14 protein-coding genes are annotated in these 14,769 nt (G+C 72.1%); 2 read left to right on the top strand and 12 right to left on the bottom strand.

Annotation, left to right across the window (positions count from 1 at the left end):
• Positions 1-111 precede the first annotated feature (111 nt).
• The 11 genes from cysD to DI272_RS11060 all read right to left on the bottom strand — a co-directional run bounded on the left by cysD (position 112) and on the right by DI272_RS11060 (position 11,954).
• The gene (cysD, locus tag DI272_RS11105; protein WP_109495198.1) at positions 112-1,050 is read right to left on the bottom strand and encodes a sulfate adenylyltransferase subunit CysD; all 939 of its coding nucleotides are present in this window, start codon (positions 1,048-1,050) and stop codon (positions 112-114) included.
• Positions 1,047-1,622, bottom strand: coding sequence for an adenylyl-sulfate kinase (cysC, locus tag DI272_RS11100; protein WP_181387156.1), 576 nt, complete (start codon positions 1,620-1,622; stop codon positions 1,047-1,049). The genes cysD and cysC overlap by 4 nt, the downstream gene beginning before the upstream one ends.
• The gene (locus DI272_RS11095; protein ID WP_109495197.1) at positions 1,619-2,329 is read right to left on the bottom strand and encodes a phosphoadenylyl-sulfate reductase; all 711 of its coding nucleotides are present in this window, start codon (positions 2,327-2,329) and stop codon (positions 1,619-1,621) included. The genes cysC and DI272_RS11095 overlap by 4 nt, the downstream gene beginning before the upstream one ends.
• Positions 2,326-2,505: a hypothetical protein gene (locus DI272_RS11090; RefSeq protein WP_109495196.1), complete on the bottom strand. Its 180-nt coding sequence runs from the start codon at positions 2,503-2,505 to the stop codon at positions 2,326-2,328. The genes DI272_RS11095 and DI272_RS11090 overlap by 4 nt, the downstream gene beginning before the upstream one ends.
• On the bottom strand, positions 2,502-4,199 hold the full coding sequence (locus tag DI272_RS11085; RefSeq protein ID WP_109495195.1) for a nitrite/sulfite reductase: 1,698 nt from the start codon (positions 4,197-4,199) through the stop codon (positions 2,502-2,504). Before DI272_RS11085 ends, DI272_RS11090 begins: the two co-directional genes overlap by 4 nt.
• A 129-nt stretch (positions 4,200-4,328) precedes the next feature.
• Positions 4,329-4,412: a putative leader peptide gene (locus DI272_RS46200; protein WP_310591794.1), complete on the bottom strand. Its 84-nt coding sequence runs from the start codon at positions 4,410-4,412 to the stop codon at positions 4,329-4,331.
• A 127-nt stretch (positions 4,413-4,539) separates the two neighbouring features.
• The gene (locus tag DI272_RS11080) at positions 4,540-5,112 is read right to left on the bottom strand and encodes a GNAT family N-acetyltransferase (protein ID WP_109495194.1); all 573 of its coding nucleotides are present in this window, start codon (positions 5,110-5,112) and stop codon (positions 4,540-4,542) included.
• A gap of 98 nt (positions 5,113-5,210) precedes the next feature.
• On the bottom strand, positions 5,211-6,467 hold the full coding sequence (locus DI272_RS11075) for a hypothetical protein (RefSeq protein ID WP_109495193.1): 1,257 nt from the start codon (positions 6,465-6,467) through the stop codon (positions 5,211-5,213).
• 170 nt (positions 6,468-6,637) lie between these two features.
• Complete coding sequence (locus DI272_RS11070) at positions 6,638-7,927, bottom strand: GAF domain-containing protein (protein WP_109495192.1); 1,290 nt, start codon at positions 7,925-7,927, stop codon at positions 6,638-6,640.
• A gap of 378 nt (positions 7,928-8,305) precedes the next feature.
• Positions 8,306-9,940 (bottom strand): acyl-CoA dehydrogenase family protein, encoded by a 1,635-nt coding sequence (locus DI272_RS11065; protein ID WP_109495191.1) that lies wholly within the window; start codon positions 9,938-9,940, stop codon positions 8,306-8,308.
• A 151-nt stretch (positions 9,941-10,091) separates the two neighbouring features.
• Complete coding sequence (locus tag DI272_RS11060; protein ID WP_109495190.1) at positions 10,092-11,954, bottom strand: amino acid adenylation domain-containing protein; 1,863 nt, start codon at positions 11,952-11,954, stop codon at positions 10,092-10,094.
• Between the two features lie 386 nt (positions 11,955-12,340).
• Here DI272_RS11060 and DI272_RS11055 point away from each other — a divergent pair, with 386 nt between their 5' ends.
• Entirely contained in the window at positions 12,341-13,492 is a 1,152-nt protein-coding gene (locus DI272_RS11055; RefSeq protein WP_109495189.1) for a YihY/virulence factor BrkB family protein, read from the top strand.
• A gap of 81 nt (positions 13,493-13,573) precedes the next feature.
• Here the strand turns inward: DI272_RS11055 and DI272_RS46195 are convergent, their stop codons facing one another.
• Entirely contained in the window at positions 13,574-13,768 is a 195-nt protein-coding gene (locus DI272_RS46195; RefSeq protein WP_181387155.1) for a hypothetical protein, read from the bottom strand.
• Positions 13,769-13,791: 23 nt separating this feature from the next.
• Between DI272_RS46195 and DI272_RS11045 the strand changes: the two genes are divergently transcribed.
• Positions 13,792-14,766, top strand: coding sequence for an AraC family transcriptional regulator (locus DI272_RS11045; RefSeq protein ID WP_109495188.1), 975 nt, complete (start codon positions 13,792-13,794; stop codon positions 14,764-14,766).
• Positions 14,767-14,769 lie beyond the last annotated feature (3 nt).

The raw sequence follows: 14,769 nt of genomic DNA, 5'->3' as shown, positions 1-14,769 counted from the left end.
CGTGCAGCAGCCGGCCGACGAGGGTGGACTTGCCGTCGTCGACGGAGCCCGCGGTCGCGAACCGCAGCAGGGTCGTCTCCGAGAGCGCCTCGGAAGTGGTCGTGCTCATGCTTAGAAGTACCCCTCGCGCTTGCGGTCTTCCATCGCGGCCTCGGACATCTTGTCGTCGGCGCGGGTCGCGCCGCGCTCGGTCAGCCGGGAGGCGGCGATCTCCGTGATCACCTGCTCCAGCGTCACGGCGTCGGAGTCGACGGCACCGGTGCAGGACATGTCGCCGACGGTGCGGTAGCGCACGAGGCGCTTCTCGACGGTCTCGGTCTCCTTCGGGCCGCCCCACTCGCCCGCGGTCAGCCACATGCCGGCCCGCTGGAACACCTCACGCTCGTGCGCGAAGTAGATCTCCGGCAGTTCGATGCCCTCGCGGGCGATGTACTGCCAGACGTCCAGCTCGGTCCAGTTGGACAGGGGGAAGACGCGGACGTGTTCGCCGGGGGCGTGGCGGCCGTTGTAGAGGTTCCACAGCTCGGGGCGCTGGCGGCGCGGGTCCCACTGGGAGAACTCGTCGCGCAGGGAGAACACCCGTTCCTTGGCCCGGGCCTTCTCCTCGTCCCGGCGCCCGCCGCCGAAGACCGCGTCGAACTTCTCCGCCTGGATCTTCTCGGTCAGCGGGAGGGTCTGGAGCGGGTTGCGGGTGCCGTCCGCACGCTCCTTGAGCACTCCGCGGTCGATGTAGTCCTGCACGGAGGCGACATGCAGGCGCAGCCCGTGCCGGGCGACCGCACGGTCGCGGTAGTCGAGGACCTCGGGGAAGTTGTGCCCGGTGTCCACGTGCAGCAGCGAGAAGGGGATCGCGGCCGGGGCGAAGGCCTTCAGCGCCAGGTGCAGCATGACGATGGAGTCCTTGCCGCCGGAGAACAGGATCACCGGCCGCTCGAACTCACCCGCCACCTCGCGGAAGATGTGCACCGCCTCGGACTCCAGCGCGTCCAAGTGCGAGAGGGCGTACGGCTGTTGCGTGCCCTCCGTCACCGTGGCAACGGTCGTCGTCATGCCAGTCCCCTCTCGGTGAGCAGCGCGTGGACCGCGGCCGCGGATTCCTGGACGGTCTGGTTCTGGGACTCGATGCGCAGATCGGGCGTCTCGGGAGCCTCGTACGGGTCGTCGACGCCGGTCAGCCCGGACAGCTCGCCCGCGGCCTGCTTGGCGTACAGACCCTTCACATCGCGTACGGAGCACACCTCGACCGGAGTCGCCACATGGATCTCCAGGTAGGCCGCCCCGCTCTCCTGGTGGCGCTTGCGCACCGCCTCGCGGCTGTCCGCGTACGGCGCGATCACCGGGACGAGCGCCTTGACGCCGTTGCGGGCGAGCAGTTCGGCGAGGAAGCCGATGCGCTGCACGTTGGTGTGCCGGTCCTCGCGGCTGAAGCCGAGGCCCGCGGAGATGAACTCGCGGATCTCGTCGCCGTCGAGCACCTCGACGAGGTGGCCCTCCTCGCGCAGCCGGCCGGCCAGCTCGTACGCGATGGTGGTCTTGCCGGCACTCGGCAGACCCGTGAGCCAGACGGTGGCTCCGGTCGTCACGTGCAACTCCTTCTCAGTGGCGTCGATGAGGGCGGTCATCCGTGCAGCCCGCACTCGGTCTTGGCCCGCCCGGCCCAGCGGCCGGCGCGCGCGTCCTCGCCCTCCAGCACCCGGCGGGTGCAGGGGGCGCAGCCGACGGACGCGTAACCGTCCATCAGCAGCGGGTTGGTGAGGACGCCGTGCTCCTGGACGTACGCGTCCACGTCGTCCTGCGTCCAGCGGGCGATCGGGGAGATCTTGACCTTCTGGCGCTTCTCGTCCCAGCCGACGACCGGGGTGTTCGCCCGGGTCGGGGACTCGTCGCGGCGCAGGCCGGTCGCCCAGGCCAGGTAGTTCGTCAGGCCCTGCTCCAGGGGCTGCACCTTGCGCAGCTTGCAGCACAGGTCGGGGTCGCGGTCGTGCAGCTTGGGGCCGTACTCCGCGTCCTGCTCGGCGACCGTCTGGCGCGGGGTGAGCGTGATGACGTTGACGTCCATCACGGCCTCGACCGCGTCCCGGGTGCCGATGGTCTCCTCGAAGTGGTAGCCGGTGTCGAGGAAGACGACGTCCACGCCCTTCATCACGCGGGACGCGAGATGGGCGACGACCGCGTCCTCCATCGAGGAGGTCACGCAGAAGCGCTTGCCGAAGGTGTCGACCGCCCACTGGAGGATCTCAAGGGCGGAGGCGTCTTCAAGATCCCGTCCCGCCTGCTCGGCGAGAGCCTTCAACTCGTCGGTCGTACGTTCTTCCTGAACGGCGGTCATATCTCTTCTCCCCCTGCGGTGTCGGGCTGGAGACCCCGGGCGAGCAGCCCGAGGAACTTCAGCTGGAATGCGCGATTGCAGGCCGCGCATTCCCACGCGCCGTGACCCTGCTCGGACGGGCGCAGGTCCTCGTCGCCGCAGTAGGGGCAGTAGAAGGGGGCGGCCCGCTCGCTCATGACAGCGACTCCTCGCTGGCCCGCGAGGCCCAGGCGGCGAACCGCTCGCCTTCCTCGCGCTCGGCCTGGAACCGCTTCAGGACGCGCTCGACGTAGTCGGGCAGCTCCTCGGAGGTGACCTTCAGGCCGCGGACCTTGCGGCCGAAGCCGGCCTCCAGGCCCAGCGCGCCGCCGAGGTGCACCTGGTAGCCCTCGACCTGCTCGCCCTGGTCGTTGAGGACCAGCTGGCCCTTGAGACCGATGTCCGCCACCTGGATACGGGCGCAGGCGTTCGGGCAGCCGTTGAGGTTGATGGTGAGCGGCTCGTCGAAGTCCGGGATGCGGCGCTCCAGCTCGTCGATCAGGGAGGAGCCGCGTTGCTTGGTCTCGACGATGGCGAGCTTGCAGTACTCGATGCCGGTGCAGGCCATGGTGCCGCGCCGGAACGGGGAGGGCTTGGCCGTCAGGTCCAGTGCCCCGAGGGCCTCGACCAGCGGCTCGACCTGCGCCTCCTCGACATCGAGGATGATCATCTTCTGCTCGACGGTGGTCCGGACCCGGCCCGAGCCGTGGGCCTCGGCGACCTCGGCGATCTTCGTGAGGGTGGCGCCGTCGACGCGGCCGACGCGCGGGGCGAAGCCGACGTAGTAGCGGCCGTCCTTCTGCCGGTGCACACCGACGTGGTCGCGCCAGCGGCCCGCGGGCTCGGCGGGCGCGGGGCCGTCGGCCATCTTGCGCTTGAGGTAGTCGTCCTCCAGGACCTGGCGGAACTTCTCCGGGCCCCAGTCGGCGACGAGGAACTTCAGGCGGGCCCTCGTACGAAGGCGCCGGTAACCCCAGTCACGGAAGATGCCGACCACGCCGGCCCACACCTCCGGGACCTCCTCCAGCGGCACCCAGGCGCCGAGCCGGACGCCGAACTTGGGGTTGGTGGACAGGCCGCCGCCGACCCACACGTCGAAGCCGGGACCGTGCTCGGGGTGCTCGACGCCGACGAACGCGACGTCGTTGATCTCGTGGACCACGTCCAGCAACGGGGAGCCGGAGATCGCCGTCTTGAACTTGCGCGGCAGGTTGGAGAACTCGTGGCTGCCGATGTAGCGCTCGTGGATCTCGTCGATCGCCCAGGTGCCGTCGATGATCTCGTCCTCGGCGATGCCGGCGACCGGCGAGCCGATGACGACACGCGGGCAGTCGCCGCAGGCCTCGGTCGTGGAGAGCCCGACCGCCTCCAGGCGGTTCCAGATCTCGGGAACGTCCTCGATGCGGATCCAGTGCAGCTGGATGTTCTGCCGGTCGGTGATGTCGGCGCTGCCGCGGGCGAACTCCTCGGAGATCTCGCCGATGACACGCAGCTGCTGGGTGGTGAGGCGTCCGCCGTCGATCCGCACCCGCAGCATGAAGTACTTGTCGTCCAGCTCCTCCGGCTCCAGGATCGCGGTCTTGCCGCCGTCGATCCCGGGCTTGCGCTGGGTGTAGAGGCCCCACCAGCGCATCCGGCCGCGCAGGTCGTTGGGGTCGATCGAGTCGAACCCGCGCTTGGAGTAGATCGTCTCAATGCGTGTCCGCACATTGAGACCGTCGTCGTCCTTCTTGAACTGCTCGTTGCCGTTCAGCGGGGTGTGGTGCCCCGCGGCCCACTGACCCTCGCCGCGGTGACGGCTCACCTTGCGGCGGGGAGTCGCGGCGGCAGGGTTCTGCGGGGTGGCGGCCATGGTTGTTACGTCCTTCGGGACAGGCGGGAATGCGGCTCTGACCTGCGCATACAGGCGCATGGGTAAGCGTGCGCGACATTGCGCGGGGAAAGCAGGTGATCAGGAGATGTCGGGCGGCTGCGGCTCTCGCTAGCGCGCCGGACAGATGGCGCTGGACATGCGGCCGAGGTCGACGTGCCGCCGACTCACCAAGGCAATTCCAGTTCCAGACATGACGGAAGCGTGTCACGGCGATCTGGACACAGTCCAGCTTCGTCCATTATGCGGACACCCTTGTCTCGATGCGCGAGACAATGGTGGCGTCGATCACATGCGCTGCGGGAGGTCTTGTCCACGCAGGTCAGACGCGGTAGGCCCCCGGCCAGGGACCGGGCTCGGTGACCTCCGGCTGCTCCTCGACCTTGGTGTCGAAGAGGGTGAAGCCCCGGCGCTGGTAGTTCGCCATCGCGTGCTCGCCGTCCAGGCTGCACGTGTGCAGCCACACCCGCTTGGTGTCCGTCAGGCCCGGCCAGCGGTCCGCGAGATCCCACGCGCGCGCGGCCCCGTACGACAGCAGATGACCGCCGATCCGCCGACCGCGGAAGCCCGGGATCAGCCCGAAGTAGACGATCTGCACGACACCGTCGTCCTGCGGCTCCAGCTCCACGTAGCCCGCGGGCGTGCCCCGGTCGTACGCCACCCACGTCTCCACGCCCGCCCGGTTGAGGTGCTCCTCCCACTGGGCGTACGACCAGCCCAGCCGGTCGATCCAGCGGATGTCGCCGCCGACGGATGCGTAGAGGAAACGGCTGAACTCGGGCGAGGGCACCTCGGAGCGGACGACCCGCACATCGCCCTCCGGCGCGGCGGCCGGGAGGAGGTCGGTCGGGGAGGTCTGTTCGAGGGACCAGGTGGTCACGGGGATGTTGGGCATGCCCCCCAGGCAATCATCCGGCCCGGGGATCTGTCGATCAGCCCAAGGATTTGTCGATCAGTCCAGGGATCAGCCGATCGCCCCGGAGATCTGTCGATTCAGCCCAGGGAACTGTCGATCGTGCTCAGCGGCAGCGCGAACAGCATCCGTCCCGACTGGGACCAGACCTCGCCGGTCGCCTCCCAGTACGACAGGGACTCCGCCGCGCCGCTCCAGCAGCGGGTGGTCTCGTCGGTGCCGCAGCGGATCGCACGGGCGCCGGTCGCGTCCTGCCGCCACAGCGTCCCGCGGCCGTCCCGGTCATCCGCCGCGGTGCGGCCCAGGTACCACTCGGACCGGTACGACAGCACGGCCCCGACACCGGGTGTCCGCGTCTCGTACGCCTCGTTGACGGGCGTGTACCCGGCGGGGTCCGTGGTGAGCAGTCCGGTGCGATCGGAGGACGAGCTGAGGCCGTACCGCCACAGCCGGACGCTGCGGTCGCTGTCCTTGGAGACCCAGTCGCTCGCGACCAGGCTGTCGGGGGAGGTGCTGCGGTCCAGGGAGAGGTAGTCGGGACGCGTGGCGCCGGCGCGGTAGGCGCCGACGGCGGGCAGGACCCAGCGCTCGCCGTGCGCCGCCCAGCCGCCGTCCACCCGGCCGACGGCGGAGGCGTCCGTCGTGGCGCGCTGGACGCGGTTCATGTCGTAGACGTACAGCCCGCCGGCGGCGGTGACCAGCAGCTTGTCCTGGTACCAGACCATGCCGGAGACCTGCGAGTCGAGCGCGCGGTAGTCGCGACCGCCGTCGACCGGGACGGCGAGCAGCACCCAGGCGTAGGCGAGGCGGTCGAGGTCGTTGGCGTCGATGAACGCGACCCGGGCCGGGCCGCGGGCGCCCTGGCTCCAGGCGGAGAGGATCACCCGGTTCTGCCCCCACAGGCCGTCGTCGTCGGCGTCGCCCGAGGTGGTGACCGCGCCGGGGTGCCAGGAGCGGGTGTCGGCGGCGTCCCAGCAGTAGGCGCGGGTGGCCGCGGGCTCGACGGGCAGGGCCCGGCGCTCGGCCGGGCCGCAGTCGGCCGCGGCGCGCAGGGTGTGGTCGGCGTCGGCGAGGACGGCACCGACCCCCTCCGGCTTCCCCATCGCGGAGGCGAGCCGGTCGAGGGCGGACCGCGGCTCCAACTGCTCGCGCAGCCGCAGCGCATCGGTCTCGGCAGCGGTGGCGAGCGGCTTCAGGGCGCCCGGATCGGCGGCGACGGTGGCCTGCGAGGCGCTGATCATGGTGGCCGCGGCGGTGAGCGCGAGGGCGGTCCCGGCCAGGAACGCGCGCAGCGCCTTGCCCCGCTTCCGCCTGCGGTGTCTTCCGCGGTGCATCATGTCGTACCTCCCGAGGCGAGCCAACTGCGCCTGGTGATCCGTGCGTTGACCATGGCACAGGTGGGGTGGCCCGTAGAGGGATGCTACGGCAGTCCGGGCGTGCCGGGGACGAAGACCCCGCAAATATGCGGAAGATGCCGCTGTTCGAGGCGTTCGGGGGGTCCGGGCGTTCAGGGGGTCCGGTGTGCCAGCCGATTCCCGGCCACCGCCGGGGCCGTGGAGTGCGGCAGCAGGTCGCGCGGGTCGTCGGGAAGCAGCACCTCGACCTCGGCACCCTCGCAGAAACGATACGGCCGATGCTCCAGAAACCCCCCGAGATAGCGGCGCACCCGCGACATCTCCGCCCGCACCGTCACCGTGCGGCCCGGATCGCCGAACAGGTCCGCGGCCAGGCCCGCCGCACTGCGCCCGCTGCGGTGCAGCGCCAGCAGATACAGCAACTCGGCGTGCCGGGGGCTCAGTTCATGACTCCAGGTCCCGGCGCCCCCGGACACCGTCATCGACCAGCGGCGCGGCTGCGACAGATCCAGCACGATCCGGCTGGTGCCTCGCGGCAGCGGCTCGTCGGACGGCCGCACCAACCAGCCCCCGGCCAGCGGCTCCACCGCGCACAGCCCCAGCGTCGGCAGCCATTGCTGGCCCGCCGACAGCGACTTGGGCAACGCGACCCGGCTCTGGTACGGCATTCCGGCCACCGCCGCCGTCCAGCCGTCCCGGTCCACCACCACCGCCCGGCCGCCGAGCCGCGCCAGCACCGGCGCCGCCACCGCCCGCAGTTGCTCCAGCGAGGACAGATGCCGCTCACGCAGCCGCGCCTCGGCGAGCTTGGCCACCGACTCGACCCAGGCGAGCGTGGCCGGGTGCATCGTCTCCAGCGGTCCGCTCACATCCACGACGCCGATCAGCCGGCCGTCCCGCGGATCGGTGATCGGCGCCCCGGTGCAGGTCCAGGAGGTCTGCGAACGCACGAAGTGCTCCGAGGCGAAGACCTGCACCGGCCGGCGTGCCACCACCGGGGTGCCGATGCCGTTGGTGCCGACGACACCCTCCCGCCAGTCGGCGCCGACCTCGAACCCGGTCCCGTCGGCCTTGCGCAGCACCGGGGAGCTGCCCTCCCGCCACAGCACCCGGCCCTCCTCGTCGGCGACCACCATGATGTGGTGGGCGGTGTCCGCGACCGACAGCAGCCCCTCGCGCAGCACCGGCAGGACATGTCTGAGCTCCGAGCTCTCCCGGCGCCGCTGCACCTCCTCCCGGGGCAGCAGCCCGGTGCGGAAGTCGTGCTCGGGGTCGACGCCGCCGCGCAGCATCCGGTCCCACGACTGCTCGATCACCGGGCGGGGCGCCACCGGCGCCCGCCGGCCGGAGAGCGCGGCGGAGCGGACGCCGCTCAGCACCCGTGCCGCCCGTGCCGCGTCCACGGCGGCCAACTGCGTGACGTCCGTCGGCGAGAGCGCCACTGGTCCTCCCGGGGGTACTGCTGACAACCGGTTCCCCGCCGCCTTTCGGCCACGGCCGGGGTGTCCGTCCTGACTGTTCGTCTCATAGTGCCGTTCGTCCGTCGCGGAGGGATACAGTCCGGCCACAGACAGCAGCAAGTTGCAACCCCCTGCAACCCTGGTGAACGCGGCGTAGCTGGTTGAAACTTGAGCGACGCCGTCCCGAGCGGCGTTCCCGGCCTCGAACGGGCCAAGGCGGGGGTGGTGCCGTGTCGGCGCAGCACCACCCCCTGCCGTCCGTCGGTTTGGCGGTTTCTCGCGGTCCGGGCCGCCTCTTGACGCCGGATGGCGGCTGCGGGCTTGATCCTGGTGGGTCGCGCGGTTCCCCGCGCCCCTCGGCTACTCCACTGGGCGGGACCTGTTCACCACCGACGTCAAGTCCAGCGTCGACGGCAGGGTTCCGAAGGAGGCGCCCGCGTCTCCGCCCAGCCGGGACGCGCAGAACGCGTCCGCCACCTCCGGTGGTGCGAAGCGGACCAGCAGTGACCCCTGGAGGACCAGCGCCAGCCGCTCCGTCAGGCGCCGTGCCCGCGCCTCGACGCCGTCCAGGTCGGCGAGGTCCGTCAGCAGGTCCTTGATCGCCGCGTCGAGGCGGTGGTCGGCACCGCGGGACTTCCCGACCTCCTGGAGGTACGCGTTGAAGGCGACCGGCTCGCGTTGCAGGGCCCGCAGGACGTCCAGGGCCTGGATGTTCCCCGCGCCCTCCCAGATCGAGTTGAGCGGGGACTCCCGTACCAGGCGGGGCAGGCCGGAGTCCTCGACGTAGCCGTTGCCGCCCAGGCACTCCGCGGCCTCGACGACCAGCGGCGGGCAGCGCTTGGTCACCCAGTACTTGGCGGCCGGTACCGCGATCCGCAGGAACGCCCGCTCCTGCTCGCCGCCGTCGTCGTACGCGGCCGCCAGCCGGAGCGCGAGGGTGGTCGCCGCCTCCGACTCCACCGCGAGGTCGGCCAGGACATTGCGCATCAGCGGCTGGTCGACCAGCTTCGCGCCGAACGCCGCGCGGTGCGTGCAGTGGTGGACCGCCTGCGACACGGCCTGCCGCATCAGGCCCGCGGAGCCGAGGACACAGTCGAGCCGGGTCGCCGCGACCATCTCGATGATGGTCCGCACCCCGCGCCCCTCCTCGCCCACCCGGCGGGCCCACGTCCCCTCGAACTCCACCTCCGCCGAGGCGTTGGAACGGTTGCCCAGCTTGTCCTTCAGCCGCTGGATGCGGAACGGGTTGCGGGTGCCGTCGTCCAGGACGCGGGGGAGGAGGAAACAGGTGAGGCCTTCCGGAGCCCGGGCCAGGACGAGGAAGCCGTCGGACAGGGGCGCCGAGCAGAACCATTTGTGTCCCGTCAGCTCGTACGCCCCCTCCTCCGCGAGCGGCGTCGCGGTCGTCGTGTTCGCCCGTACGTCGCTGCCGCCCTGCTTCTCCGTCATGGCCATCCCGAACAGGGCGCCGGCCTTCCGGTGCGCGGGACGCGCCTCACGGTCGTAGACCATCGACGTCAGCCGTGGTTCCCACGCCTCGGCGAGGGCGGGCTCGGCGCGCAGGGCCGGTACGGCGGCGTGCGTCATCGACAGGGGGCAGAGGTTGCCGGCGTCCACCTGCGTCCAGACCAGGAACGCCGCCGCGCGCCGCACATGGCCCGCGGGGCGGTTCCAGGCGGCGGTGAGGCCGGCCGCGACGCCCTTGCCGAGGAGGCGGTGCCAGGCGGGGTGGAAGTCGACCTCGTCGACGCGGTGGCCGTAGCGGTCGTGGGTCCTGAGGCGGGGCGGGTTCTGGTCGGCCTGGACGGCCCATTCCTGGAGCTGCGCCGAACCGGAGGCCCGGCCCAGGGCCTCCAGCTCACCGCGCACGTCGTCCAGGGTGTCGGGTGCCACGTGCCGTTCCACCGCCGCGACCAGTGCTTTGTCGGCGGTGAAGACGTCGTGGCCGGTCAGGGGCGGGGGCTGGTTGGTCACGCTGTGGGTGCTGCCTGCCATACCCGCGAACTTACCGCCCCGCCCCGACCGGAGGCGCGGCCCGCGGCCCCGCGGCCTGCGCGTCCGGCCCCGTGCTCTCACTCCTGCCGGGGCGGCGGGGCGGGGCGGTGCCCTCGGGCGGGCCGGTCGAGCGGGCCCGTGCGGTGCGCGATCAGGGGACGCCAGGCGACGTTCTCGAGGACCAGGGCCGCGAGCCGCCGGGAACACCGGGCGCGTCCAGGTTCGCGGCGCGCGCGGTGAGGGTCCGCCGGTCCGTCCCGCCGTCGGCGGTCACCGGCAGCCGCTCGCGCCAGTGGACGACGGGCGGGACCATGTGCGGCGGCAGCGAGGCGGCCAGCTCGCTCCGGACGGCGGCCGGTTCGACCGGTTCCGGGCCCGCGCAGAAGGCGACCGGCCGGGTGTCCCGTACGACCACCACGGCGGCGTCGCGGACGCCGGGCACCCGCAGCAGCGCGCTCTCGATCTCGCCGATGTCGACACGGGAACCGCGGAACTCCGCCCGTCCGTCCCGGCGCCCCAGGATCTCCAGCCCCCCGTCCGGCAGCCGGCGCCCCAGGTCGCCGCTGCGGTACAGCCGCTCGCCCGGCCGGTACGGGTCCTCGGCGAACGCCGTCCGGCTCCGCTCGGGATCGCCCACGTACCCGCGGCCCACGCACACCCCGGAGACCACGATCTCGCCGGGCGCGCCCAGCGGCACGGGCACCAGCCGCTCGTCGACGACGTACATCCGTACGTTGGCGATCGGCCGTCCCAGTGGCGCCCGGGGTCCGGACGGCACGCCGTGCAGGACGCCGTGCTGGATGTCGCCCGAAGTGCCGTCCACGCCATAGGTGTTGACCAGCGGTACGCCGGGCAGGGCCGCGAACCAGCGGCGCGCCTGCTCCTGGGGTACCGCCCCGCCGGTCACCGACACCCGCCGCAGCGCCGGGAGTTCGCGCGGTCGCCGCTCCAATTCGTCCAGCAGGGGCGCCAGACACCACGGCTCGACCTCCAGCACGGTCACCCCGGCACGCTCGATCGTGTCGGCGAAGCGCGGTACGTCCCGGATCGCCTCCTGCCCGACCAGCAGCGTCCGCCCGCCCACCAGCAGCGCGGACAGCAACTGCCACAGGGCGGCGCCCGAGCGCTGCGCAGCGGTCTGCGCGACCACGTCCCCGGGGCCGATGCCGAGGTCGTCGATCTTGGCGAGGAGGTGGTTGAGGAGACCGGCGTGCTCGTACATCACGCCCGTGGCCTGCTCGCCCGGGGAGCCGGACGTGAAGCGGATGTGGGCGAGCCGGTCGGCGGCCACGGGCAGCCCGAGGTCGGTGTCCGCGTAGTCTCCGGCATAGGCCGTGGCCAGGGAGTCCTTGCTGAGGATGAGGCTGTAGTCCGCGCGGTTGAGCATCGTCCGCATCGGCCCGACCGGGAGCTGCGGCTCGATCGGCAGACACACCCCGCCCGCCTTGAGGAGCCCGAGCACCGCGGCCGGCCAGTCGAGGTTGCGCTCCATGAGCACCGCGACGACGCCCTCGGCCCTCAGCCCGTGGGCGAGCAGCGCCCGCGCGACGCGGTTGGCCCTGGAGTTGAGCTCGCCGTAGGTGTGCTGCCCGTCCGCCGAGACGACGGCCACGGCGTCCGGGTGCAGGGCCGCCCGCTCCTCGAACAGCTCGTGCGCGCGGTGCCCCGGCAGCTCCCGGGCCGGGCCCGCCAGCTCCTCCAGCTGGCGGCGGAGCTCGGCCTCCGACAGCAGGCTGGGCCGGTCCGGGACGGCGAGGGCGGCGAGGTGGTAGCCGGCGATCCGGGCGGCTGCCTCGCGGTCGAGGACGTCGGTGCGGTAGCGCAGCCGCAGGGTGCCGTCCGTGACGTCCACGCGGAGGACCGACTCGTCGGGCTCGGCGGACAGAGCGGCCAGCACCTTGGCGTGCGCGGCCCGGACCGCGGCCGGTTCCGCGGGCAGGCGGCGGGGGAGCGGGAGCTCGTACTCGGCGCTGCCGGGCCTGGGGTCGCGGGTCCACTGCGGGATCGAGTTCATGGCCTCACCTCGGTGAAGGGTGCGGATCCCGGGGGCGGTGAGAAGCGCGTGAGGCGACGCGGCGGGAGCGGGCGGTCCGTGGTCAGCGGCGTGTGAGTTTCCCCGTGCGAGTCCCCCGTGCGAAATCCCCCGTGACGGCTGCGCCCGAGGAGCCCTCGGCATGCGCAACACAGGTGATCCCTATTCTTTCCGGAAAATCATGAATGATTCAAGGCAATTAAGGACATTGGCGCTTTTCGGGCCCCGCGGAAATTCCGAACAGGCAGTTCAGGTGAGTGACCGAATAATCCGGCCAACGGGAACATGACAGGAAAATCCCTCGAATCGCCGCGACGGCGGACCCGCGCAGGATGAGTGCAGCCTCGTACGGCGGATACCTTTAGGTCGTGCAGCCAGCAAGTGAATCCCCCCAGCGGCCCCCCTCCGGCCGTCTCCACCGGGCGCGTGCCCTCTACCGGAACGTCTCCAAGCGCAGGACTGCCTGGCTGCTGCTCAAGGACACCGTCAACTCCTGCATGGAGTACCGCATCCTCGGCCTCGCCGCCGAGGCAGCCTTCTTCACCCTGCTGTCCGTGCCGCCGCTGCTGCTCAGCATGATCGGCCTGCTCGGCTACGTCGACGACTGGACCGGCACCGACTCCATCAGCAGCCTGGAGGCCAACCTCCTGGAGGCGTCCCGCACCGTCCTGTCCGACAAGGGCGTCCGGCAGATCGCCCAGCCGATCCTCGACGACGTCATGAAGGGCGGCCGCCCCGACGTCATCTCCATCGGCTTCCTCTTCGCCCTGTGGTCCGGCTCCCGTGCGGTGAACGTCTTCATCGACACCATCACCGTCATGTACGGCCTCGACGGCGTCCGCGGCATCGTCAAGACCCGCGTGGTGGCGTTCCTGCTCTTCCTCGCCGCCCTGGTCATCGGCTCGATCGCGCTGCCCCTGATGGTCGCGGGCCCCGACGCGGTCGTCCGCATCGTGCCCTGGTCGGCCACGGTGGTCCAGGTGCTGTACTGGCCCGTGGTGATCGTGCTGTCCATCGCCTTCCTGACCACGCTCTACCACGTCTCGGTGCCCGTCCGGTCCCCCTGGATCGAGGACGTCCCCGGCTCCCTCGTCGCCCTCGCCATGTGGGTGCTGGGCAGCTTCCTGCTGCGCATCTACCTCACCAACACCATCGAGGGCGCCTCGATCTACGGCTCGCTCGCCGCCGCCGTCGCGGTCATGCTCTGGATCGGCGTCTCCGCCTTCGCCGTCCTCGTGGGCGCCGCCGTCAACGCCGCCATCGACCGCGTCTGGCCGGCCGCGGCCACGGCGGCGGCCCGCGCGGCGAACGAGCGGGTCCGCGAGGCGCAGGTCGCCGAGTACGTGGCCCGGGCCGCCGCCCACCGGGAGAGCGACCCGGACGACCCCGACGACCCGGACATGCCCTCCGAGTTCCCGGAGCGCTGGTCCCGCTTCCTGCCGCCGGAGGACGTGACGTCGAGGCTGCGCACCCATGTGAAGAGCACCCACCCGCCGCACAAGTCGGCCGACGGCTCGTAGCCGTCAGGGCCGGTTGCGAAAGTCCCGCCCGCCCCGCGACGCCCGGCCTCCGGACGGACGACGCGACTTTCACAACAGGCCCTACGCCCAGGCCGCGGCGGACTCCCGGACGAACTCCGCGACGTCCCGGGGCGCCCGCCCCAGCACCCGGCGCACCCCGTCCGTCACCCGCTCGCTCCGCCCGTCACCACCGTCATGTCCTTCGCGTTCCGCGTCCTGCCTCCGAGTCGACGCCCGGTCCCGCCGGGACCCCATCGCCGAACGGCTCATTCCCATGCGCGGACGTCTACGCTGACGCCATGGACGCTCTCGCAGGCCTCCTCGAAGGACCCCGCGCGCGGGGCGCCTTCATGATCCGGGCGTGCTTCGAACCGCCCTGGAGCGTGCGCGTCGAGGACCGCGCCCCGCTCACCGTCATGCTCATGGTCCGCGGCGAGGCATGGATCACGCCGGACGCGGGCGAGCGAAGCGAGACGGGGGTCCCCCCGGCCGAAGGCCGGGGGAGGGTCCGGCTGCGCGCCGGCGACCTCGCCATCGCCCGCGGCCCCGACCCGTACACCTGCGCCGACGATCCCGGCACCGAGCCGCAGGCACTGATCCTGCCGGGCGGGGAGTGCCGCTACCCCGACGGCCGCTCCCTCAACGGAGTCATGGACCTCGGCGTCCGCACCTGGGGCGACCGGCTCGACGGGTCGGCCGTGCTGCTCATCGGCACCTACCTCTGGCCGGGCGAGGTCAGCGGGCGCCTGCTGGACGCCCTGCCCCCGCTGCTGACGCTCACCCCCGAGGTGTGGGACTGCCCGCTCACGCCGCTGCTCATGGCGGAGGTCGTCCGCGAGGAACCCGGCCAGGAGGTCGTCCTGGACCGCCTCCTCGACCTGCTCGTCATCGCCGCGCTGCGCGCCTGGTTCTCCCGCCCGGACGCGGCGGCTCCCGGCTGGTACCGGGCGCTCGCCGACCCGGTGGTGGGCCGGGTGCTCAGGCTCGTCCAGGACGATCCGGCCCACCCGTGGACGGTGGCGTCGCTCGCGATGAAGGCGGGGGTCTCCCGCGCGGCACTGGGGCGCCGGTTCACGGAACTGGTGGGGGAGCCGCCGATGACGTATCTGACCGGGTGGCGGCTGGCACTGGCGGCGGACCGGTTGCGGGACGGCGACGCGACGCTGGAGGCGATCGCCCGGCAGGTGGGGTACGGCAGTGCGTTCGCTCTGTCGAGCGCGTTCAAAAGGGTCTACGGGGTGAGTCCTCAGGAGCACCGGGGGAGGGGGGTGTAGGCG

It is taken from the genome of Streptomyces sp. Act143, assembly GCF_003143935.1.
Classification (GTDB): domain Bacteria; phylum Actinomycetota; class Actinomycetes; order Streptomycetales; family Streptomycetaceae; genus Streptomyces.
Note: the sequence above shows the minus strand (reverse complement) of the source record. Positions and strands in the feature narration are given on the sequence as shown.